Here is a 22630-nt window from a genome sequence, read left to right on the forward strand (position 1 = left end):
GGGTGCCCCTTCGCGTCATACGGCAGGGTGGGCACATGAAAGATCCGGTGACGACGGCGGAACTGCCGTCCTTCCCGTACCACCCGGACCCCATGGCCACCGGTTCGGTGGTCGCCGGGGACACGGAGTGCCTGTGCTGCGGGCAACGGCGCGGGTACGTCTATGTGGGTCCCGTCTACGCGGCGGCGGACGTCCGTGCCGAGCTGTGCCCGTGGTGCATCGCGGACGGCTGCGCGGCGGAGCGCTTCGAGGCACAGTTCACGGAGGTCACGGGTGAGGCGCCGACCTCGGTGATCCGCACCGTCGAGCAGCGCACCCCGGGCTTCTCCGGCTGGCAGCAGGAGCGCTGGCTGACCCACTGCGGGGACGCGGCGGCATATCTGGGCCGGGTGGGCACCGAGGAGTTGGCGCGGTACCCGGAGGCCGCGCAGAACCTGCGGGCGACCCTGGGGGAGACCTTCTTCGCCTCCCTGGACGCCGACGGCCAGCCCACCGCCTATCTGTTCCGCTGCCGTGTCTGCGCGGGGCATCTGGCGTACGCAGACTTCACTTGAACGCCGACCGGGGGCGCGGGAGACGGCCCGCGCCCCCTTCGCGTCAGCGGTCCAGCTCTTCCAGCGTGGCGTTCGACGGGCCCCGCTTGCCCTGGAGGTCACGGGCCACGTCCTCGGCCTCGCCGAGCACCCGTACCGCGTTCTGCCAGGTCAGCTTGGCCAGGTCGGCGGTGGACCAGCCCCGCTCCAGCAGTTCGGCGATCAGGTTCGGATAGCCGGAGACGTCGTCGAGGCCCTCCGGGGTGAAGGGCGTGCCGTCGTAGTCACCGCCGATGCCGAGGTGGTCGATGCCGGCCGCCTCGCGCATATGGTCCAGATGGTCGGCGACCGTCGCCACCGTGGCGACCGGGCGCGGGTTGCGCTCCTCGAAGGCCTGGTGGACCTTCATCGCCTGGGGGGTGGTGTCCAGGTGGTGCAGATCGTGCGCGCGCATGTTCTCGTCCGCGGCGGCCGTCCAGTCCACGGCCGCCTGGAGCACGAACTTCGGTACGAACGTCACCATCGCGATGCCGCCGTTGGCGGGCAGGCGTTCGAGGACGTCGTCGGGGATGTTGCGCGGGTGGTCGCACACCGCTCGCGCGGAGGAGTGCGAGAAGATCACCGGGGCCTCGGAGGTGTCCAGCGCGTCCCGCATGGTCGTCGCCGCCACATGCGAGAGGTCGACCAGCATGCCGAGCCGGTTCATCTCGCGCACGACCTCACGGCCGAACTCCGACAGCCCGCCGACGGCCGGCCGGTCGGTCGCCGAGTCCGCCCAGGCGACGTTGTCGTTGTGGGTGAGGGTCATATAGCGCACGCCCAGCTCGTACAGCCCGCGCAGGGTGCCGAGGGAGTTCGCGATGGAGTGACCGCCCTCCGCGCCCATCAGGGAAGCTATCCGGCCGTCCGCGCGCGCCGCCTCCATCTCGGCGGCGGTCAGCGTCAGGCGCAACTGGTCCGGGTAGCGCGCGGTCAGCTGCCGTACGCAGTCGATCTGTTCCAGGGTGGCCGGCACCGCGTCGGGCAGATCGCTGCGCACATACACCGACCAGAACTGCGCGCCGACCCCGCCCTCGCGCAGCCTCGGCAGGTCGGTGTGCAGATGGGCGTTCTGGTGGTGGGCGATGTCGCGGGCGTCCAGGTCGTAGTGGACCTGTTCGCGCAGCGCCCAGGGCAGGTCGTTGTGTCCGTCGACGACGGGGAACTCGCGCAGCAGCCGGCGGGCCGTCTCCAGGGAGGGCGTGGTCATCGGCGTCACTTCCCCGAACCGAAGCCGAAGCCGGCCCCGGACCCGTCGACCTTGGACCGCAGGCGCTTGCCCTTCTCGGTGGCCTGGTCGTTGAGGTCCTGCTGGAAGTCCCGCATGCGGCCGAGGAGTTCCTCGTCGTGCGCGGCCAGGATGCGGGCCGCGAGCAGACCGGCGTTGCGGGCCCCGCCCACCGAGACCGTGGCCACCGGCACCCCGGCGGGCATCTGCACGATCGACAGCAGCGAGTCCATGCCGTCCAGGTACTTCAGCGGCACCGGGACGCCGATGACGGGCAGCGGGGTGACGGAGGCGAGCATGCCGGGCAGATGGGCGGCACCGCCGGCGCCCGCGATGATCACCTTCAGGCCGCGGTCCGCGGCGTGCTCGCCGTAGGCGACCATCTCGCGCGGCATACGGTGCGCGGAGACGACGTCGACCTCGTAGGGGATCTCGAACTCGTCGAGGGCCTTGGCGGCGGCCTCCATGACGGGCCAGTCGGAGTCCGACCCCATGACGATGCCCACCAGGGGAAGGGAGGGGGCGCTCATTCGGTGATGGTGCCTCTCAGATAGCCGGCAGCGTGACGGGCGCGCTCCAGCACGTCGTCGAGGTCGTCGCCGTAGGTGTTGACATGGCCGACCTTGCGGCCGGGCTTCACGTCCTTGCCGTACATATGGATCTTGAGCTGCGGGTCACGGGCCATGCAGTGCAGATACGCGGAGTACATGTCGGGGTAGTCCCCGCCGAGGACGTTCGCCATGACGGTCCACCTGGCGCGCGGGCGCGGATCGCCCAGCGGCAGATCGAGGACGGCCCGGACATGGTTGGCGAACTGCGAGGTGATCGAGCCGTCCTGGGTCCAGTGCCCCGAGTTGTGCGGGCGCATCGCCAGCTCGTTGACGAGGATGCGGCCGTCGCGGGTCTCGAACAGCTCCACGGCGAGATGGCCGACCACGCCGAGTTCCTTGGCTATGGTCAGGGCCAGTTGCTCGGCCTTGAGCGCCAGTTCCTCGTCGAGGCCGGGGGCGGGCGCGATCACGGTGTCGCAGACCCCGTCGACCTGCTGCGACTCGACCACCGGATAGGCCACGGCCTGGCCGTGCGGCGACCGTACGACATTGGCCGCGAGCTCCCGCACGAAGTCGACCTTCTCCTCGGCGAGGACGGGAACGCCGGCCCGGAACGGCTCGGCGGCCTCCTCGGCCGAGTCGACGACCCAGACGCCCTTGCCGTCGTAGCCGCCGCGGACGGTCTTCAGGACGACCGGGAAGCCGTCCGTCCGTCCGTCGCCCTCGCCCGCGCCCTCGCCCTCGCCCGCGCCCTCGCCCTCGGCGAGCTCGGCCGCGAAGGCGGCGACGTCCCCCGGGTCGCTGACGATGCGGTGGCGCGGGCACGGCACCCCGATCGCGTCGAGCCGGGCGCGCATCACGCCCTTGTCCTGGGCGTGCACCAGCGCGTCGGGGCCCGGGCGGACGCGGACGCCGTCCGCCTCCAGGGCCCGTAGATGCTCCGTGGGGACATGTTCGTGATCGAAGGTGATCACATCACAGCCCCGCGCGAAGGCACGCAGCGTCTCCAGGTCGCGGTAGTCGCCGATGACGACGTCATTGACGACCTGCGCCGCGGAGTCCTGGGGAGTGTCACTGAGAAGCTTGAACCTGATGCCGAGCGGAATGCCTGCCTCGTGGGTCATACGAGCGAGCTGGCCACCGCCGACCATGCCGACTACCGGAAACGTCACGCACCCAGGGTATCGGCCGCGCCACCGCGGCCGGTTTTCGTCCCTGCGGCCGGGCGCGGGGCACCACGACGGCGGCTCGTCCGTCGTACCCATGAACGGGTGCACCTCGGGATGAACCGGTCCTCGGGCAGGGGCCACGGCCGCTGGTTAGCATGACGGGGTCACGGAACGCTCGGCGTGCCCCGCCGATCGGCCGATACGACGGACCGACACGACCGCAATGCCGACGCGACGGGGGCAGGCGACACGATGGGCAGTGGCTCCACAGGCCTGAAGGACATGTCCCACGGCACGGCACGCCGGCAGCTCGACCGGCTGGTGCGCGAGCTCGCCAAGTTCGGGGCGGTCGGCGGGGCGGGGCTGCTGGTCAATCTGCTGGTGTTCAATCTGGTACGGAACGTCACCCATCTCCAGGTGGTCCGCGCCAGTGTGATCGCCACCGTGGTCGCGATCGTCTTCAACTACATCGGGTTCCGCCACTTCACCTACCGGGACCGCGACAAGAGCGGCCGCACCCGGGAGATGACCCTGTTCCTGCTGTTCAGCGCGGCGGGCCTGGTGATCGAGAACGGCGTGCTGTACGTGGCGACCTATGGGTTCGGCTGGGACAGCCCGCTGGAGAGCAACGTCTTCAAGTTCCTCGGCATCGCCCTCGGCACGCTGTTCCGCTTCTGGTCCTACCGCTCGTGGGTCTTCCGGGCCCTGCCGGCCGACGAGACCGTGGTGGACGCGGAGTCGGTGCTCCAGGCGGCGGAACCTTCCGGGCCGGAGCGCTGACGGCGCCGGCCCGGGGGCCTAGCGGACCGTCGATTCCGGTTCCTCGCCCGTGGCGGCCGTCCTCAGCGGCGTACGGGAGAGGAACAGGCCGAAGACCGGGGGCTTGGTCTGGAGCATCTCCAGGCGGCCGCCGTCGGCCTCCGCGAGGTCGCGGGCGACGGCGAGGCCGATGCCGGTGGAGTTACGGCCGCTGATCGTGCGCTCGAAGATGCGGGATCCCAGCTCGGGCGGTACGCCCGGGCCCTCGTCGGTGACCTCCACCACCGCCTGGTTGCCGGTGACCCGGGTGCGCAGGGCGACCGTGCCGCCGCCGTGCATCAGGGAGTTCTCGATCAGGGCGGCCAGCACCTGGGCCACCGCGCCCGGAGTCCCCACAGCCCGCAGATGCCGCTTCCCTGAGCTGACGATCGCACGCCCGGCACTGCGGTAGGCGGGCCGCCACTCGGCGAGCTGCTGATGGATGACCTCGTCGAGGTCGAAGGAGACGGCGGAGCCGGTACGCGGGTCACGGGCGTTGGTCAGCAGCCGCTCCACCACGTCCGTGAGCCGCTCGACCTGGGTGAGTGCGATGGTCGCCTCGTCCTTCACGGTCTCCGGGTCGTCGGTGAGGGTGATCTCCTCCAGACGCATGGACAGCGCGGTGAGGGGCGTGCGCAGCTGATGGGAGGCGTCGGCGGCGAGGCGCCGCTCGGCCGTGAGCATCCGGGCGATCCGCTCGGCCGAGGAGTCCAGGACGTCGGCGACCCGGTCCAGCTCCGGCACCCCGTACCGCTTGTGCCGCGGCCGGGGGTCGCCCGAGCCGAGGCGTTCCGCGGTCTCGGCGAGGTCGGTGAGCGGGGAGGCGAGACGGTTGGCCTGGCGCACCGCGAGCAGCACCGCGGCGACGATCGCGAGCAGCGCGACCAGGGCGATGATCAGCAGCGTACGGCCGACCTCCCGGGTGACGGAGGAACGGGGCACCTCGACGCGGATCCGCTCGCCCTCCTCCCCCATGGCCGTGGAGTGGATGACGTCGCCGCTGGGCCGGGCACCGACGCGGATGGGGGCCTGGCCGGGAATGTCGATCACGGCGTAGGTGTCGCCGGTGACCTGGTCGCTGAAGAGCCCGGAGGTGACTTTCTCGTCGCCGAGGAGCCGGCTGTCCACGATGCTGGCGAGCCGCAGCGCCTCGGAGTCGACGCGCTCCTGGGCGCTGGTACTGATCGTCCGGGTCTCGACGATCACGAGGGAGACACCGAAGACGGCGATCACCACGAGGACGACGGCGAGGGTGGACTGGATGAGACGACGACGCACGGAGGCCTCCGGCGGGGAACAGGGACGACGACCAGTGTGCCTCGGTCCACCGCCCGGTCCCGCCGGTGCCGGTCCGCGGCACCCGCCGCCTCCGGCGCCTTGGCGGTCACCCCGGGGCGGTCGGCCGCGTCCACGACCGCCGCACGGCCGTACGGCCCGGCAACCTCGGCGCGTCGGCCGTACGGTGTTCCTGCCCCTCGGCGGAGCCGTCAGCTCTTCTCGAAGCGGAAGCCCACGCCTCGTACCGTCGCGATGTAGCGCGGGTTGGCCGCGTCGTCGCCCAGCTTCTTGCGCAGCCAGGAGATGTGCATGTCCAGGGTCTTGGTGGAGGACCACCATGTGGTGTCCCAGACCTCGCGCATCAGCTGGTCCCGTGTCACGACCCGGCCCGCGTCCCGGACGAGTACCCGCAGAAGATCGAACTCCTTCGCGGTGAGCTGGAGTTCCTCGTCGCCCATCCAGGCGCGGTGCGACTCGACGTCGATCCGCACCCCGTGTGTGGCGGGCGGCTGAGCCGGCTCCGCGGCGCCGCGCCGCAGCAGCGCCCGGACGCGGGCGAGCAGCTCGGCGAGCCGGAAGGGCTTGGTGACGTAGTCGTCGGCGCCCGCGTCGAGGCCGACGACGGTGTCCACCTCGTCGGCACGGGCGGTCAGGATGAGGATCGGAACGGTGTGGCCCTCGGCACGCAGCCGACGGGCGACCTCCAGGCCGTCCATCCCGGGCAGTCCGAGATCCAGCACGACCAGATCGACGACGCCCTGCATTCCGGCGTCGAGCGCGGTGGGTCCGTCCTCGCGCACTTCGACCTCGTAACCCTCCCGGCGCAGGGCGCGGGCCAGCGGCTCCGAGATGGACGCGTCGTCCTCGGCGAGCAGTACACGGGTCATGGGGTGATGGTAGTCCGCCGACGACTGCGGCAGAGGTGTGAGCGTGACTGTGACCGAAGGAGGGGGATTCTTACCTTTGGCTGTCATGCTGAACGAAAAACGCCCGCGGTGACGGAGCGGAGTCAGCCCTATGGCTTTGGGGTGTGATCCCCGGGGGAAACCTTCGAAAGGGTGTCCGCATTCCGGAATCACCTGTGATCCGCGTCTCAAGTCCTTTCTTGTCGGGCGCTGTCATGACGTATGGTGACCACTACGCCTGTAGCACCACCTGGGACCTTCGGCGGGCACTGACGCTGAGGGTCCCTTTTGCGTGCGGGCTGGTAGCCACCAGCCTTCAAAGGAATGACCTGTGGCCGGGCCTCGAGTGCACCGCTGTGTGCCGAGGCGTGGATCCCGGTGGTCGCCGTCCGCCGTTCCGAGACCCGGAGCGGACACCTCGTGGGCGTGGGGTGGACGACCGTCCCGCCGGTGCCGGCCGCCCCTCCGGGCGTGCGACTCCCCGAAGTTCTCGGCTTCGTTCGAACAGGGGACCCCCACGCGCTAGCCCCGACCAGCAAGGAACGACCATGGCGTCCAGCCAGACGAAGGACTCGGTCCACCCGGGCACCCCCGGCCCCGAGAAGACCTTCTTCGGCCACCCCCGCGGACTGGCCACCCTCTTCATGACCGAGATGTGGGAGCGGTTCTCCTACTACGGCATGAGGGCCCTGCTCCCGCTGTACCTGGTGGCACCGGGCGGCCTGCACATGAACGCGGCCACCGCGACCGCGATCTACTCGGTGTACGTCTCGCTCGTGTATCTGCTCGCCCTGCCCGGCGGCTGGTTCGCCGACCGGGTGCTCGGCCCCCGCAAGACGGTCGCCGTGTCGGCCTTCATCATCATGCTGGGCCACCTCACGCTGGCCCTGCCCTTCTCCGGCACCTTCTTCGCCGGGCTCGGCCTGGTCGCGATCGGCTCGGGTCTGCTGAAGGCCAACATCTCCACGATGGTCGGCCACCTCTACGACGGCCCGGACGACCCGCGCCGCGACGGCGGCTTCACGATCTTCTACATCGGCATCAACCTGGGTGCCTTCATCGCTCCGCTGGCGATCGGCACGGTCGGCGAGAAATTCGACTGGCACGCGGGCTTCGCGCTCGCCGCGCTCGGCATGGCGCTGGGCCTCGGCCAGTACCTGCTCGGCGGCCGTCACCTGAGCGAGCGGTCGAAGGTGGTCCCCACGCCACTGTCCGCCGCCGAGAAGGTCTCGCTGCTGCGCAAGTCCGCGTTCTGGGCGGCCCTCGCGATCGTCTTCTACGCGATCGTCGGCTTCTCCGGTGTCTACACGCTGAACTGGCTGCTGGTGCCGATCACCCTCCTCGGCCTGGTCATTCCGGTGCTGGTCATCGCACGGATCAAGCGGGACAAGGAGCTGGACCGGACCGAGCAGTCCCGGATGACCGCGTACATCTGGTTCTTCGTGGCCGCCGCCGTGTTCTGGATGATCTACGACCAGGGCGGCTCGACCCTGTCGATCTTCGCCGACTCCTCGGCCAAGAACACGGTCTTCGGCTGGAACTTCCCGGTCTCCTGGTACCAGTCCGTCAACCCGGTCCTGATCATGGCCCTGGCCCCGGTCTTCGCCTGGCTGTGGCTGGCACTGAACCGGCGCGGCAAGGAGCCGAGCACCGCGGTGAAGTTCGCCTCGGGTCTGATCCTGGTCGGCGCGTCCTTCTTCCTCTTCCTGGCCCCGCTGTCGATCGCCGGGGGCGGTCACAAGGCCGCGGCGCTGTGGCTGGTCGCGATCTACTTCGTGCAGACCGTCGGTGAACTGACGCTCTCCCCGGTCGGCCTGTCCGTCACCACCAAGATGGCGCCGGCCAAGTACGCCTCCCAGATGATGGGTGTCTGGTTCCTGGCCGTCACCGCGGGCGACGCCACGACCGGCCTGCTCTCCCTCGCGGGCGTCGACCTCAACAAGACGGGCATCGTGGCCCTGGAGGCCGTGCTCGCCGTGGTCGCCGGTGTGGCGGTGTGGATGTACCGCAACAAGGTCAAGCAGCTGATGGGCAACGTCCGCTGACACCGGCCCGCGCCGGACAGCTGTCCTGAGCCTGCGCGAAGGCCGCCGCACCCCGGGGTGCGGCGGCCTTCGGCGTTCCCGGACCCGGAACCCGGCAGGCGTGCCGCGCGGGACGGGGCGTCAGGCGGGGGCGCCGAGCTCCGCCCAGACCTTCTTGCCGGCGATCCCGGGGGTGCGGACGACCCCCCAGTCCAGACAGAGCCGCTGCACGATGAACATCCCGTGGCCGCCGGGGCGTCCCGCGCGGTGCGGGGTGCGCGGCGCCGGCTGGCCCGCGCCGCGGTCGGAGACCTCGATCCGCAGCACCTTGTTGTCGCAGGTGATCCACAGCTCTTCCGGGCCGTCGGCGTGCAGACATGCGTTGGTGACCAGTTCGGAGACGACGAGCAGCACGTCCTCGGAGGCGGCCCGCCGGTCGGCGGTGCCGGCGGGCAGCCAGCCCCATGCGTACAGCGCCTGGCGGGTGAAGTCGCGGGCCAGCGGGACCACGCCGCTGCGACCCTCGAAGCTCAGCCTGCGCGCCTGCCGGCCGGAGGGCGGCTCTTCCCCGGGCGTGCCGGGGGAGACACCGTCGGCGGAGAGATCCCGCGCGGGTGTTCCGCAAGCGCCGCTGGGCTCCGGCCCGCGGTCGCCCGGCGAGTGGGGCCGGGTGGTGCTCATCAGCGCTTCACCTCACCGATTCACCAGTTCACGTTTCAAGTCTCAGTACGTGTTCGACGGCGCTTCCGCCGATTGTCTCTCGTCCGGTTCGTACGGGCCTTCTTCGTGCGGCTTTCGCCCTGGCTGCCGACATGTTTCAGCATGTCTCCTGCCCGGCCGGGCCGCCGGAACACCCATGGATCGGGCCGGGAAACTGTGACGCACGTAACGTGCCGGTCACACAGTGACATCCCGGTCGCGCTCCGACCGCGCTACTCGACCAGGGCCGCGTCCAGCGTGTCGTGAACGGTGAAGACGGCGTCCACACCGGTGATCTCGAAAACCCGGGCCACCACGGGCAGCATCGCCGCCAGATGGACCCCGCCGCCCGCGGCCTCGGCCTTCAGCCGGGCACCGAGCAGCACATTCAGTCCGGTGGAATCACAGAATTCGAGCTGCGAACAGTCCACGACCAGGCGTGAGAAACCTCGCCCCAGGAACTCCTCGAGCGGTTCGCGCAGCAGATCGGCGGTGTAGTGATCCAACTCACCCGCCGGGGTCACGACAGCACTCGTGCCCTCCTGCCGCACCTCGACCAGAAGTCGGCCCGATTGTGCGCTGCCGACCGTCCCGCGGTCCATGCCGTCTCTCTCCCGACGTCGTGGCTGTTGGTGGACGCACTCGAACACTACGCCTTCGGGCCACCCCTCAGCACCCGAACAACCCTGCCAATTCGGGCATTTCACCCCAGAGTGCACTTGCGGTGGGCTGACAAGAGCGGGTAGGGCTAGTAAGGACACCCATTCGACACGGCCGGCTTTGGAGGCGCCGCACACCGCAGTGCACGTATTGGCATCGGCAGCCATATGCCGAGAACGATGGAGGACCTCATGTCACCCCGGCTCGACGCATCGCAGACCCAGAGGGCGGCGTCGGCACCCCTCTTGGACCACAGGGCCCACAGCAGTACCGACGACCTCGCCCCGCCGGGCGGTTCCACCGAGCCCGAGGGTCTCGCCGACCTTCCGGAGATCCCGCCCTATGACGAGGTGGGCGCGGTGGACGCGCGGGCCCTGTCCAAGACTCTCTTCGCACGACTGGAGTCCCTCGAAGAGGGCACGCACGAATATTCGTACGTCCGCAACACACTCGTCGAACTGAACCTGGCGCTGGTGAAGTTCGCCGCCTCCCGCTTCCGCTCGCGCAGCGAGCCGATGGAGGACATCGTCCAGGTCGGCACGATCGGCCTGATCAAGGCCATCGACCGCTTCGAACTCAGCCGTGGCGTCGAGTTCCCCACCTTCGCGATGCCGACCATCGTCGGGGAGATCAAGCGCTTCTTCCGCGACACCTCGTGGTCGGTGCGGGTCCCCCGCCGACTGCAGGAACTCCGCCTCGATCTGGCGAAGGCCGGGGACGAACTCGCCCAGCAGCTGGACCGCGCGCCGACGGTGGCGGAGCTGGCGGAGCGCCTCGACATCTCCGAGGAGGAGGTCGTCCAGGGCATGGCCGCGTCCAACGCCTATACGGCGAGCTCCCTCGACGCGCAGCCGGCCGAGGACGACTCCGAGGGCGCGCTCGCGGACCGCATCGGGTACGAGGACCACGGGCTCGAAGGCATCGAGTACGTCGAGTCGTTGAAGCCGCTGATCGCCGAACTCCCGCCGCGCGACCGCAAGATCCTGTCGCTGCGTTTCGTCGCCAATATGACGCAGTCGGAGATCGGTGACGAGCTGGGCATCTCACAGATGCATGTGTCACGGCTGCTGTCGCGGACGCTGGTGCGGCTGCGCAAGGGGCTCACGCTCGAGGAATGACGGCCGGGACGAGCCCCACCGCCCTTCGTCCCTGACGGTGCCCGTCCGATTCCCGGAATGAGCCGGGCGGGCACCGTCGGCGTCGTCTCCGCCGTGCCGGTCCCGCAGCGGGCGACGTTCGCGCCGCTTTTTGACGGGCGAACGTTGCCTGCCGCGGCACTAATGCACGCGTACGCCCCGCCGCCACACCTCGGAGACCAGCGGCACCCCCGGCCGGTACGCCAGATGGACATGGCTCGGCGCGTCCAGGACCGCCAGGTCGGCGTACGCGCCCGGGGTGAGGCGGCCGACATCCGTGCGGCGCAGGGCCCGGGCCCCTCCCGCGGTGGCCGACCAGACCGCCTCGTCGGGGGTCATGCCCATGTCCCGTACGGCCAGCGCGATGCAGAAGGGCACCGAGGACGTGAAGGACGATCCCGGGTTGCAGTCCGTCGACAGGGCCACCGTCGCCCCCGCGTCCAGCAGACGGCGGGCGTCGGGCCATTGGGCGCGGGTCGAGAACTCGGCGCCGGGCAGCAGCGTGGCGACCGTACGGCTGTTCGCCAGGGCGTCCACATCGGCGTCCGTGAGATGGGTGCAGTGGTCGGCGCTGGCCGCGTCGAGTTCGACGGCGAGCTGCACTCCCGGCCCGTAGGACAGCTGGTTGGCGTGGATCCGCGGGTGCAGGCCCCGGTCCCGGCCCGCGGTGAGGATCGCGCGGGCCTGGTCGCCGTCGAAGGCGCCCTTCTCGCAGAAGACGTCGATCCACCGGGCGTACGGCGTGCAGGCGTCGAGCATCTCACCGGTGACCAGGGCCACATAGGCGGCGGGGTCGTCCGCGTGTTCGGGGGAGACGACATGGGCGCCGAGATAGGTGACCTCGTCCGTGTGCGCGGCGGCGATGCGCAGGGCACGCGCCTCGTCCTCGACCGTCAGGCCGTAGCCGGACTTGGTCTCCATGGTGGTGGTGCCCTGCCGGAGGGCCTCGGCGAGATAGCGGACCAGGCCCGCCTCCAGCTCCACGTCGGTCGCCGCCCGGGTCGCCGCCACCGTGGTGCGGATGCCGCCCGCGGAGTAGCCGCGGCCCGACATACGGGCGTTGAACTCCTCGGTGCGGTCACCCGCGAAGACCAGATGGGAGTGAGAGTCCACAAAGCCCGGGATCACCGCCCGGCCGCCGGCGTCGACCCGATTGTCAGTGGCGGGTGCTTTGCTGGACTCACCGATCCAGACGACGCGGTCGCCGTCGACGACGAGGGCCGCGTCCTGGATCAGACCGAGGGGAGTGGTGTCACCGAGGGAGGGATCGTTGGTGACCAGACTGGCGATGTTGGTGATGACCGTGCTGCTCATGGGTTCCTCGTGGGTGGCTGGTCCATGGGTGGGCATCGGGCGCTGCCCGTGGGCGGGCATCAGGCGCTCAGGGCCGCGACGGCTTCTTCCAGCGCCCGCGGCACATCCGGTACCCGGGTGTGCGCCCCGTCGCGCACGATCTGCCGCCCGCCCACGACCGTATGACGCACATCCGCGGCGGTCGCGGCGAATACGGCCGTCTCGGCGCCCCTGCTCGCCGGCGGTCCCGCGGTCCTGACCGAGTCGAGCGCGATCGTCGTGAAGTCGGCGAGCGCGCCGGGCTCCAGGGAGCCCGCGTCCTGCCAGCCGAGCGCCGCATGCCCGTCGGCGGAGGCCGCCCGCAGCAGGTCAGGGGCCGTCCAGTGGCCCCGCATCCGGGTGCGCAGCCGCTCGTTGAGCTCCATCGCGCGGGCCTCTTCGAGCAGGTCGATGACGGCATGGCTGTCGGAGCCCAGGGAGAGCGGGGAGCCGGCCGTCTGCAGGGCCCTGGCGGGACCGATGCCGTCGGCCAGGTCCCGCTCGGTGGTCGGGCACATACAGGTGCCCGTGGCGGTCGAGCCGATCAGCCGGATGTCCTCCTCCGTCAGATGGGTGTTGTGGACACCGGTGGTGCGGGGGCCGAGGACACCGTGGTCGGCGAGCAGACGGGTCGGGGTGCAGCCGTGTGCCGCGAGGCAGGCGTCGTTCTCCGCCGTCTGTTCGGACAGATGCACATGCAGCGGGGCCCGCCGTTCCTCCGCCCAGCGCGCCACCGTCGCCAACTGCTCCGCCGGCACAGCCCGTACGGAGTGGACCGCCGCACCGATCCGTGCGTGATCCCGTTCCTTGAGAACTGAACAGCGTTCGGCCCAGGCGTCCGCGGTGCCGTCGGAGAAGCGGAGCTGCCGGGCGCTGGGCGGCTCCCCGAAGCCGGAGGAGAGATAGGCGGTGTCGAGGAGGGTGATACGGATGCCGGCTTCCCCGGCGGCGTCGATCAGGGCCTCGCCCATGGCGTTGGGGTCGGCGTACCGGGCGCCGTCCGGGGCGTGGTGCAGATAGTGGAACTCGCCGACGGCCGTGATGCCCGCCAGCGCCATCTCGGCGTAGGTGGCCCTGGCGAGCGCGAAGTAGCTCTCCGGGGTGAGCCGGTGGGCGATCGCGTACATGACGTCCCGCCAGGCCCAGAAGGACTCCGGCGCCCGCTCCGTGTTGTCACCGTCGCCCCGGCCCGGCGACGCACCGCCGGCCTGGGCGGTGCCGCGCAGGGCCCGGTGGAAGGCGTGCGAATGGGCGTTCGCCAGCCCCGGGAGGGTCAGCCCGCGCAGCACCTCGGCGCCGGATGGCGGGGCGGGCACACCGGTGCGGACGGCTGCGACGCGGTCGCCGCGCACCTCGAGCGCCACGCCCGGCTCGACCCGGGTGCCGAGCCAGGCATGCTCCAGCCAGTAGGTCCGCAAGGGGGTCTCGGTCATCGGCAGGCCAGCCCTTCCAGTACGTCGGCCAGTGCGCGCACCCCGGCCACGCAGTCGTCCTCGGCCGCGAACTCGGCCGGTGAGTGAGAGACACCGGTGGGGTTACGCACGAACAGCATGGCGGTCGGGATGCTCCCGGACAGGATCCCGGCGTCGTGTCCGGCGCCGGTGCCGAGGACCGGCACCGTGAGATCGCTGTCCTTGCCCAGGATGCGGGCGAGTTCGTCGCGCAGGACATGGTCGAACTCGACGACGGGGGTGAAGGACTCCCGGACGACGTCCAGGTCCACGCCCTGCGCCCGCGCGTATGCCCGGGCCGCCTTCTCGATCCCGTCGACCACGCCGTCCAGGCTCTCCTGGTCGGCGGCGCGGGAGTCGAGCCAGCCGCGCACCAGGGAAGGGATCGCGTTGACGCCGTTGGGTTCCACGGCGATCTTTCCGAAGGTGGCGACGGCGCCCGCCCGCTCGGCCTCCCGGCGGGCGGCGAGGACGGTGTCGGCGTAGGACAGCATGGGGTCGCGCCGGTCCACGAGCCGCGTGGTGCCCGCATGGTTGGCCTCGCCCCGGAAGTCGAACCGCCAGCGCCCGTGCGGCCAGATGGCGCTGGCGACGCCCACACTCTCGTCGCTCAGGTCGAGGGCCCGGCCCTGCTCGACATGGAGTTCGACGAACGCGCCGATCCGGGCGAGCCGCTCCGGGTCGGGACCGATGGCGTCGGGGTCGTATCCGGCGGCCTCCATGGCCCTCGGCAGGGTGACTCCGTCGGCGTCGGTCAGCCGGTACGCCTGCTCGCGGGTGAGCTGCCCGGCGGTCAGCCGGGAGCCGACGCAGGCGAGCCCGAACCGGGCGCCCTCCTCGTCCCCGAAGTTGACGACGGCCAGCGGCCGGTGGAACGCGGCGCCCCGCGCCCGCAGTTCGTCGAGGGCCGCGAAGGAGGAAACCACCCCGAGGGGCCCGTCGAAGGCACCGCCGTCGGGCACCGAGTCCAGGTGGGAGCCGGTGACGACGGCGTCTCCCGCGGCGGGGTCGCCGAGCCAGGCCCACTGGTTCCCGTTCCGGTCCACCTCGAAGGCGAGTCCGCGGGACTCGGCCTGCTCCCGGAACCAGGCCCGGCAGGTGGTGTCGGCATCCGTCCAGGCGAAGCGGCGGTAGCCGCCGGAGTCGGGGTGGCGGCCGATGGGCCGCAGTTCGCGCCACATCTGGTGGAAGGAGCCACCGCCGGGCGCGGGCCGTGCCCCGCCCGCCTCCGCCGTCGGGGCGCCGGCCCCCGCAGGGGCGGGACCGGCCGGTGCACCGTGCTGCTCGCTCACGCGTCGTCACCCTCGCGCATCGGGATCCGCACGTCCCGCTGCTCGGCGACCGACTCCGCGATGTCGTAACCGGCGTCGACATGCCGGATGACGCCCATGCCGGGGTCGTTCGTCAGCACCCGGCGGATCTTCTCCCCCGCCAGCGGCGTCCCGTCGGCCACCGTCACCTGCCCGGCGTGGATCGAGCGGCCCATGCCGACCCCGCCGCCGTGGTGGAGGGACACCCAGGACGCGCCCGACGCCACATTCACCATGGCGTTGAGCAGCGGCCAGTCCGCGATCGCGTCCGAGCCGTCGAGCATCGCCTCGGTCTCCCGGTAAGGCGAGGCGACGGACCCGCAGTCGAGGTGGTCCCGGCCGATGACGACCGGGGCGCTCAGCTCGCCGCTCGCCACCATGTCGTTGAACCGCTCACCGGCCCGGTCCCGCTCGCCGTAGCCGAGCCAGCAGATCCGGGCGGGCAGGCCCTGGAAGTGGACGCGCTCGCCGGCCATCTTGATCCAGCGCGCCAGAGACTCGTTCTCGGGGAACAGGTCGAGGATCGCCCGGTCGGTCCTGGCGATGTCGGCCGGGTCGCCGGACAGCGCGGCCCACCGGAAGGGGCCCTTGCCCTCGCAGAACAGCGGCCGGATATAGGCGGGCACAAAGCCGGGGAAGGCGAACGCGCGGTCGTAGCCAGCCAGTTGTGCCTCGCCGCGGATCGAGTTGCCGTAGTCGAAGACCTCGGCGCCCGCGTCCATGAAGCCGACCATCGCCTCGACGTGCCGGGCCATCGACTCGCGGGCGCGTGCGGTGAAGCCGGCCGGGTCCTTGGCCGCGCTGTCGGCCATGTCCTCGAACGCGACCCCGACCGGCAGATAGGCCAGCGGGTCGTGGGCCGAGGTCTGGTCGGTGACGATGTCGACGGGGGCGCTCATGGCCAGCATCTGGGGGACGAGTTCGGCCGCGTTCCCGAGCAGGCCGATGGAGAGCGGCACGCGCCGGTCGCGTGCCTCGACGGCCAGCTGGAGGGCGTGCTCCAGGGAGTCGGCCTTCACATCCAGATAGCGGTGCTCGATACGGCGCTCGATGGCGCGCGGGTCGCAGTCGATGCAGATCGCGACGCCGTCGTTCATGGTGACGGCGAGCGGCTGGGCGCCGCCCATCCCGCCGAGTCCGGCCGTCAGGGTGATGGTCCCGGCCAGCGTGCCGCCGAACTTCTTCGCGGCGACGGCGGCGAAGGTCTCATAGGTGCCCTGGAGGATGCCCTGGGTGCCGATGTAGATCCAGGAGCCGGCGGTCATCTGCCCGTACATGGTCAGGCCGAGCGCCTCCAGGCGGCGGAACTCCTCCCAGTTGGCCCAGTCGCCGACGAGGTTGGAGTTGGCGATGAGGACGCGCGGCGCCCACTCATGGGTCTGCATCACGCCGACCGGACGCCCGGACTGGACGAGCATGGTCTCGTCCTGCTTGAGGGTCTTCAGCGTGCGGACCATCGCGTCGAAGGAGCGCCAGTCGCGTGCGGCCTTGCCGGTGCCGCCGTAGACGACGAGCTTGTCGGGGTGCTCGGCGACCTCGGGGTCGAGGTTGTTCTGCAGCATCCGCAGGGCGGCTTCCTGCTGCCATCCCAGGGCGCTCAATTCCGTGCCGCGCGGTGCCACGACGGGGCGGGGTCCTGACATGGTCTGCCTCCTGGGGGACGGCCGCACGCGGCCGGGGGCGCGCGGCGACTGTTGCGGTGGTTATTCACATCCTGACCATCTGAATAGAACTAGTCAATACATGCATGCGTCAGCGTGGCGTGGCCGGGGATGTTTGGCTGGGGGCAGGGCCGCACGGACGGTGACTGCGACGGCGGCTTCGGCAGGGACGCGAGGACGGGGGTCGTGGTGGAGACGAGTGACGGACACGGCGGGACGGGACGGACGAGCGGGGACGGGCGCCCCGACGACGCCGGGCGGGTGGCGCGCCGGGACACGGCCGTGCGCGCCGCCGTCGAACAGGGGCTGCTGGGGCCGGACGCCACGGTCGTCGGCCTCCTGGACGTCGTCGGCATCCGGGAGTCGGCGGCGGCGCTGCGGGCGGCCTTCGAGGCGGTGGTCGCCCCCGGCACCCCGGTGCTGCACGCCTTCGCAGTGAAGGCGACCCCCCTGGTGCCGGTGCTGCGGCTGCTGCGGGAGGAGGGCATCGGCGCGGAGGTCGCGAGCCCCGGGGAGCTGGCGCTGGCGAGGGCGGCCGGGACGGCGCCGGAGCACATCGTGCTGGACGCACCCGCCAAGACGACGGCCGAGCTGCGGGAGGCGCTGAAGCTGGGTATCGCCGTCAATGTGGACAATCCCCAGGAGCTGGAGCGGCTCGACGGCCTCATGCGCACGGCGAAGACCTCCTCCCCTCTGGGGATCCGGGTGAATCCGCAGATCGGGTCCGGTGCGATCGAGGCGCTGTCCACCGCGACCGCCACCTCCAAGTTCGGGGTGGCGCTGCGGGACGAGGGGGCGCGCGAATGGCTGGTGCGCGCGTATGCCGAGCGGCCCTGGCTGACCCGGCTGCATGCGCACTCCGGTTCGCAGGGCGTACCGCTGTCGCTGATGGCGCGGGGCGTCGCGGAGATCCATGAACTCGCCGAGGAGATCAACCGGAGGGTCGGGCGCCGTCAGATCGACACGATCGACATCGGCGGCGGACTTCCGGTCAACTTCGCCTCGGACGCGACGACACCGACCCATGCGCAGTACGCGCGGCTGCTGTCGGAGGCGGTGCCCGCACTGTTCGGCGGGCGGTACGGGCTGGTCACCGAGTTCGGGCGGTCGCTGCTGGCCAAGCACGGCACGGTGGTGGCGCGGGTGGAGTACGCCAAGCGCGCGGGCGGCCGGGCCGTCGCCGTCACCCACGCGGGCGTCCAGGTCGCGACCCGCACGGTGTACGCGCCGGCGTCCTGGCCGCTGCGGATCGCGGCGTACGACGCCCAGGGACGCCCCAAGAAGGGGCCCCATGTGGTGCAGGACGTGGCCGGTCCGGCGTGCTTCGCGGGCGATCTGCTGGCCGAGGGGCAGGCGCTGCCGCTCCTGGAGCAGGGCGACCATGCGGCGGCGCTGGACACCGGGGCGTACTACTTCGCCCACCACTACGCGTACAACTCCCTGGCCCGCCCGGGGGTGTACGGCTATGCACCGGGCACCGAGGGGACGCGGTTCGCGGTCGTACGGGAGCCGCAGACCCTCGATGAGATCGTCGCCGAGTCGGGCGGGGGGCACACCGGCGCACTGACGGAGCTCTGAGGGCGGCGCGCGCCCCTCCCGGGCGCCCGCTCCCCCTGCACACCGCCCGCGCCCTTCCGCACCGCCCGCGTCTTCGCAGGTCAGCCGGGTGGAGCCGGATCCGCTCCGACGGTCCTGTGCACGGGCAAAATCGACCTACCCTAGCGGCCCGGCGCATGTTCCACCGGAAAATGCCAGATCGCTCACCCGTCGCGCACACGTTGCGTAGCGTCGGCGTCACTCAGCCGTACCCGAGGCGGGAGGGGAGCCACGGTGCCCGGAATCGACGAGTGCCTGCTGGAAGCCATGCGACTGCCCGGCGCCCGGGGCGCCGCGGTGGTCGACTGGACCAGCGGGCTCGCCCTGGGCACGGTCGGGGACGCACCCGGCGGTGACCATGAGACGACCGCGGCGGAGGCGGCCGAACTGGCCAGGCTGGCCGCCGAACACCGGGCGTTCGCCCCGGAGGAGGGCGCCGACTGGTCCGAGGGCACCTGCCCGGTGGAGGACCTGATCATCGCCAACCGGGACAGCTATCACCTGCTGCGCTTCGTCCCGACCACCTTCGACAGCAGCGTCTTCCTGCATCTGTGGCTGGCCCGTACCGAGGGCAATCTGGCCCTCGCCCGTATCCGGCTCGGCGAGATGGCCGCACGGCTGGTGGTGGGATGACCACGGTACGGACGCCCCCGCCGACGCTGCCCGTGCGGCAGCGGACCCAGATCCCGGGCAACGGCATCTCCCCCCTGCTCGACCGGCTCGCCGCCGAGCGGGCCACGGGCGTGCTGATGCGCGACGGCGGCATGCTCCATCTGTCCGGCGGACAGCTGGTGTACGCCGAGAGCCCCGCGACCCCGGGCCTGGACGCCCTGCTGATCGCGCGCGGCGCACTGGACGAGGAGGGCTGGCGGGAGGCGATCGCCCAGGCCGGGCCGCTCCGGCAGGTGGGACGGTTCCTGGTGGACAGCGGCCGGATCGGCCAGGGCGCGCTGGAGCTGTGCCACCTGGGGGCGCTGTACGACGCGGCGTACTTCGTGCTCGGCCCGAGCGGCGCCCCCGCCCGCTTCCGGTACGGGGAGGCCCACTGGCTCGGCCCGGTGCGCCCGGTGCCGGTGGCCGCGGTGGCACGCGAGACGCTGCGCCGCCGTGAGCTGCTGCACCGCATCTGGCCCGATCCGGCGACGGACCGGGATCCGCTGGTGCGCACCGGCCTCCCGGCGGGCCCGGCGGTCACCTCCCGTCAGCGAGCGGTGCTCGAACGGATCAACGGGTTACGGACGGCGGCGGACATCTCGCGCGCCCTGGGCCGTCCCGCGTTCCACACCCTGGTGGATCTGCGCCGCTTGGCCGCCGCGGGCCTCGTCGCGGCCCCTGCCGCCGTCCCCGCCCCGGTCGCCCGCGCCACCGTGCCCGCCCCGCTCGCCCCCGCACCCGCCCGCGCCACCGTCTCCGCCCCTGCTGCCGAGACACCCGTTCCCGCCGCACAGCAGGCGCCTTTCGCCGACCCCCACATCACCTTCCTGAAGAGGCTGAGGGATGCGCTGGAGGCCCTTTGACCGGCTCGAACGCCAACGCCCCGCCGAGAGGAGCCCCCTGATGGACGCGGAAGCCGAAGTCCTCGCCGAAATCCACCGGCTCAGAGCCCGCATTCCCCAGCTTACCGGCGCCCTGGCCGCCAGTGTCGACGGACTCGTCCTCGCCCAGGACGCCCCCGGAGTGGAACCGGAGGGGGTCGCCGCGCTCACCGCCGCCGCGCTGGGCGTCGCCCTACGGCTGGCGGAGGCGACGGGCCAGGGCGACTTCCGTGAACTGCTGGTCCGCGGCGTCCACGGCTATGTGGCCGGCTATGCGGCGGGCCGCAGCGCCGTCCTCACCCTGCTGGCCCAGGACCGGGTCAACGTCGGCCGCCTGCATCTGGAGGGCCGGCGTGCGAGCGCCCGTATCGGCGAACTCGTCGACGCGACCGCCCCCCGGATCGGGCCGGCACAGCCCGGCACCCCCCGTCCGTCCACCACGGCCGCACTCGGGTCCGCCCCCGCGCGGACCCTCCCCAAGCGCACCCCCGCGAGTCCCCGTTCGACCGCGAACGCGCACACCACCACGGAAAGTTGAAAGGACACACCAGCAGATGGCCAACACCGAAACCGCACTGAAAGAGGCGCTCGCCGCCATCGAGGGCGCGACCGGAGTCGCCCTCGTCGACTACACCAGCGGCATGGCGCTGGGCACGATGGGCGGCAGCAAGGACTTCGACCTCACCGTGGCGGCCGCGGGCAACACCGATGTGGTGCGCGCCAAGCTGCGCACCATGGAACACCTCGGCCTCAAGGGGCAGATCGAGGACATCCTGATCACGCTGTCCGACCAGTACCACCTGATCCGGCTGCTCACCAGCCGCGGCGGCAACGGGCTCTTCCTCTATCTCGTCCTCGACGGCAAGCGCGCCAATCTGGCGATGGCCCGTCACCAGCTGAAGAGGATCGAGGAGGACCTGGAGGTCTGATCCACGGGCCGTCAGCCCGTCCGCTGAGCGAGCACCGCGGTACGGCGGCGCGCCCCGCCCGGGGCCGCGTCGCCGGCCGCGACTCCGGTGCCGCGGTAGCCCTTGACCCGCTTGCCCGCGGGTGCGCCGCCGTACCGGCCGAGCCAGTCCACGCGCACCCACAGCAGTGCCTCGCCGTACTGCTCGCGACGTCCCAGCCAGGCGGCCTTCAGCCACAGTCCGGCGCCGGTCCCGGCGAGCAGCATGCCTCCGGCGGCCGGTACCACCAGGGACCCGGCGAGCGCGGCGGCGAAGGCGGCGAGCAGCCACCAGCGGTGGCCGCGCCGCCAGGTGCGGACGGTGACCGCGCGGTCCTGGAGCACGTCGTACCGGCCGGCGCGGACGGCGCCCCGGGCGAGGGCCGTGTACCGCTTGCGGCGGGCACAGGCGACGACGGCGGCCGCGACGAGGAACAGGGCCGCCCCGGCCGTCACACCGACACGCCGTCCGGTCGCTCCCGGCACCAGCACCCCGATGCCCGCCGCGAACACCCCGAGCCACCACAACGGTGCGGCCCCGGCCCGTACCACGACGGCCACCCGAGCCAGGCCTTGTCCTCCGCGTTCTCGGTGTCCTCTGCGTTCTTGGCGGTCTTGGCGGTCTTGGCGTTCTTGGCGGTCTTGGCGTTCTCGGCGGTCTTGGCGGTCTTGGCGGTCTTGGCTTTCTCGGCGTCCTCCGCGTGCCACGTTCCGGCCTCCCGTCGCGTCCTGAAGTGCCTCAGGCCGCGCAGGCTAGCGAGCGAATGTGAGACGAGCCTGAAAAACCGGCGCCCGGAGACATGTCCGGCGCCCCGGGACGCCCTGAACCGGCGCCCGCGCGGCTACTCCACGAACAGTCCCCTGGCCGCCGCCCGCGCGTCGAACTCCTCCAACCGGGCCTGGGCCTCGGGCAGGTCGTCGCACATCGCCTCCAGCAGGACCCGGCCGAGCAGCATCGGGGCGCAGGCCGTGTCGAAGGCGAGCCCCGTGCCGACCGCGGCCGGCAGCAGCAGGTCCGAGACCTTCGCCACCGGGGCGAACGCCGAGTCGGCGACCGTGACCACCGTCAGGCCCGCCTGCCGGGCATAGGCCATCGCGTCCACGACCTCCCGGGGATGCCGGGGCAGCGCGAAGCAGAGCAGGGCGCTCGCACCCGCGCGTACGGCCGCGTCGACACGGTCCTGGATCATGGTGCCGCCCTCGTTGAGCAGCCGGACGTCCGGATGGACCTTCGCCGCGAAGTAGGCGAAGCCATAGGCCTGGGAGGCGGCGGCCCGCAGGCCCAGCACCGGCAGCGGGCGGGAGGCGGCCAGGATCCGTCCGGCCTTCTGGACGGGCCGCGGGTCGGCCAGCAGCTCCGCCAGATGCCTCAGGTTCTCGATCTCGGCCTCGACGGCCTGCTGGTACTCGTTGTACGAGCCCGCCTCGGGTGCCTGCTCCGCGGGGGCGACCTCACGCAGGTGTCTGCGCAGCGCCGGGTAGCCGTCGAAGCCGAGGGCGACCGCGAAGCGGGTGACGGACGGCTGGCTGACACCGGCGAGTTCGGCCAGTTCGACGCTCGACAGAAACGGCACATCGGCGGCCCGCCGCACCATGCTGTGCGCGATCCGCCGCTGGGTCGGCGTGAGCCGGTGCCCCTCGAAGAGCGCCTGCAACCGTGCGGCAGGGCCGTCGGCCACGCTCATGACGTGCTCCCCCTCCGGCGACGGGCAGGAGGCCCGTCACTCAGCTGTCCGGACACCTGTGACACCACCGCACACCTCTGACTCTGGCTGTATT

The 22630-nt window shown here is 71.6% G+C and carries 22 protein-coding genes; 9 read left to right on the forward strand and 13 right to left on the reverse strand.

The annotated features are described in order from the left end of the window. Positions 1-35: 35 nt before the first annotated feature. A complete protein-coding gene (locus CP978_RS14215) occupies positions 36-554 on the forward strand; it encodes a CbrC family protein (protein WP_043440849.1) in 519 nt (172 codons plus the stop codon). A gap of 43 nt (positions 555-597) precedes the next feature. Here CP978_RS14215 and CP978_RS14220 read toward each other — a convergent pair whose 3' ends face one another. Genes CP978_RS14220 through CP978_RS14230 form a run of 3 tightly spaced genes read right to left on the reverse strand, consistent with a single transcriptional unit; the run spans position 598 to position 3523 of the window. After that, positions 598-1782 carry a dipeptidase gene (locus CP978_RS14220; protein ID WP_043440852.1) on the reverse strand — a complete coding sequence of 395 codons (1185 nt, stop codon included), beginning with the start codon at positions 1780-1782 and terminating at the stop codon, positions 598-600. 5 nt (positions 1783-1787) lie between these two features. Beyond that, entirely contained in the window at positions 1788-2330 is a 543-nt protein-coding gene (gene purE, locus CP978_RS14225) for a 5-(carboxyamino)imidazole ribonucleotide mutase (RefSeq protein WP_107070390.1), read from the reverse strand. Then, a complete protein-coding gene (locus CP978_RS14230) occupies positions 2327-3523 on the reverse strand; it encodes a 5-(carboxyamino)imidazole ribonucleotide synthase (RefSeq protein WP_174498633.1) in 1197 nt (398 codons plus the stop codon). Before CP978_RS14230 ends, purE begins: the two co-directional genes overlap by 4 nt. Before the next feature lie 279 nt (positions 3524-3802). Between CP978_RS14230 and CP978_RS14235 the strand changes: the two genes are divergently transcribed. After that, positions 3803-4300 (forward strand): GtrA family protein, encoded by a 498-nt coding sequence (locus CP978_RS14235; RefSeq protein WP_043440857.1) that lies wholly within the window; start codon positions 3803-3805, stop codon positions 4298-4300. 18 nt (positions 4301-4318) lie between these two features. Here the strand turns inward: CP978_RS14235 and CP978_RS14240 are convergent, their stop codons facing one another. Further along, entirely contained in the window at positions 4319-5596 is a 1278-nt protein-coding gene (locus CP978_RS14240) for an ATP-binding protein (RefSeq protein WP_043440859.1), read from the reverse strand. A gap of 209 nt (positions 5597-5805) precedes the next feature. Then, positions 5806-6483 (reverse strand): response regulator transcription factor, encoded by a 678-nt coding sequence (locus tag CP978_RS14245; protein WP_043440861.1) that lies wholly within the window; start codon positions 6481-6483, stop codon positions 5806-5808. Positions 6484-7049: 566 nt separating this feature from the next. Between CP978_RS14245 and CP978_RS14250 the strand changes: the two genes are divergently transcribed. After that, positions 7050-8546, forward strand: coding sequence for an oligopeptide:H+ symporter (locus CP978_RS14250; protein ID WP_043440863.1), 1497 nt, complete (start codon positions 7050-7052; stop codon positions 8544-8546). Between the two features lie 120 nt (positions 8547-8666). Here the strand turns inward: CP978_RS14250 and CP978_RS14255 are convergent, their stop codons facing one another. Together CP978_RS14255 and CP978_RS14260 are read right to left on the reverse strand one after the other, a co-directional pair. Next, positions 8667-9206, reverse strand: a complete 540-nt coding sequence (locus tag CP978_RS14255; protein WP_043440866.1) for an ATP-binding protein — start codon at positions 9204-9206, stop codon at positions 8667-8669. 251 nt (positions 9207-9457) lie between these two features. Beyond that, the gene (locus CP978_RS14260; protein WP_043440869.1) at positions 9458-9826 is read right to left on the reverse strand and encodes an STAS domain-containing protein; all 369 of its coding nucleotides are present in this window, start codon (positions 9824-9826) and stop codon (positions 9458-9460) included. A 237-nt stretch (positions 9827-10063) separates the two neighbouring features. On the opposite strand from CP978_RS14260, the gene CP978_RS14265 reads away from it, so the two are divergent. Beyond that, positions 10064-11002: an RNA polymerase sigma factor SigF gene (locus tag CP978_RS14265; RefSeq protein WP_376697932.1), complete on the forward strand. Its 939-nt coding sequence runs from the start codon at positions 10064-10066 to the stop codon at positions 11000-11002. Between the two features lie 159 nt (positions 11003-11161). Here CP978_RS14265 and hutI read toward each other — a convergent pair whose 3' ends face one another. The 4 genes from hutI to hutU all read right to left on the reverse strand — a co-directional run bounded on the left by hutI (position 11162) and on the right by hutU (position 16756). Continuing rightward, on the reverse strand, positions 11162-12370 hold the full coding sequence (gene hutI, locus CP978_RS14270) for an imidazolonepropionase (protein WP_376697991.1): 1209 nt from the start codon (positions 12368-12370) through the stop codon (positions 11162-11164). 23 nt (positions 12371-12393) lie between these two features. After that, the gene (locus CP978_RS14275; protein ID WP_043440875.1) at positions 12394-13785 is read right to left on the reverse strand and encodes a formimidoylglutamate deiminase; all 1392 of its coding nucleotides are present in this window, start codon (positions 13783-13785) and stop codon (positions 12394-12396) included. Then, positions 13782-14984, reverse strand: a complete 1203-nt coding sequence (locus CP978_RS14280; protein WP_043448602.1) for an allantoate amidohydrolase — start codon at positions 14982-14984, stop codon at positions 13782-13784. Before CP978_RS14280 ends, CP978_RS14275 begins: the two co-directional genes overlap by 4 nt. A 107-nt stretch (positions 14985-15091) precedes the next feature. After that, complete coding sequence (hutU, locus tag CP978_RS14285; protein ID WP_043440878.1) at positions 15092-16756, reverse strand: urocanate hydratase; 1665 nt, start codon at positions 16754-16756, stop codon at positions 15092-15094. A gap of 129 nt (positions 16757-16885) precedes the next feature. On the opposite strand from hutU, the gene CP978_RS14290 reads away from it, so the two are divergent. From CP978_RS14290 to CP978_RS14310, 5 genes are all read left to right on the forward strand, one after another. Continuing rightward, the gene (locus tag CP978_RS14290; RefSeq protein WP_079162144.1) at positions 16886-18352 is read left to right on the forward strand and encodes a type III PLP-dependent enzyme domain-containing protein; all 1467 of its coding nucleotides are present in this window, start codon (positions 16886-16888) and stop codon (positions 18350-18352) included. Positions 18353-18604: 252 nt separating this feature from the next. Continuing rightward, positions 18605-19003, forward strand: a complete 399-nt coding sequence (locus CP978_RS14295; RefSeq protein ID WP_150478222.1) for a hypothetical protein — start codon at positions 18605-18607, stop codon at positions 19001-19003. Next, positions 19000-19887 carry a hypothetical protein gene (locus CP978_RS14300; protein ID WP_043440884.1) on the forward strand — a complete coding sequence of 296 codons (888 nt, stop codon included), beginning with the start codon at positions 19000-19002 and terminating at the stop codon, positions 19885-19887. Before CP978_RS14295 ends, CP978_RS14300 begins: the two co-directional genes overlap by 4 nt. A gap of 40 nt (positions 19888-19927) precedes the next feature. Then, positions 19928-20443 (forward strand): roadblock/LC7 domain-containing protein, encoded by a 516-nt coding sequence (locus CP978_RS14305; RefSeq protein ID WP_043440886.1) that lies wholly within the window; start codon positions 19928-19930, stop codon positions 20441-20443. 16 nt (positions 20444-20459) lie between these two features. Next, on the forward strand, positions 20460-20834 hold the full coding sequence (locus CP978_RS14310; RefSeq protein WP_043440888.1) for a roadblock/LC7 domain-containing protein: 375 nt from the start codon (positions 20460-20462) through the stop codon (positions 20832-20834). A gap of 11 nt (positions 20835-20845) precedes the next feature. On the opposite strand, the gene CP978_RS14315 is transcribed toward CP978_RS14310, so the two are convergent. Beyond that, positions 20846-21412, reverse strand: a complete 567-nt coding sequence (locus CP978_RS14315; RefSeq protein ID WP_043440889.1) for a hypothetical protein — start codon at positions 21410-21412, stop codon at positions 20846-20848. Positions 21413-21693: 281 nt separating this feature from the next. Continuing rightward, positions 21694-22536, reverse strand: coding sequence for a MurR/RpiR family transcriptional regulator (locus tag CP978_RS14320; protein WP_043440891.1), 843 nt, complete (start codon positions 22534-22536; stop codon positions 21694-21696). Between the last annotated feature and the right edge of the window lie 94 nt (positions 22537-22630).

Source organism: Streptomyces nodosus (genome assembly GCF_008704995.1).
Classification (GTDB): domain Bacteria; phylum Actinomycetota; class Actinomycetes; order Streptomycetales; family Streptomycetaceae; genus Streptomyces; species Streptomyces nodosus.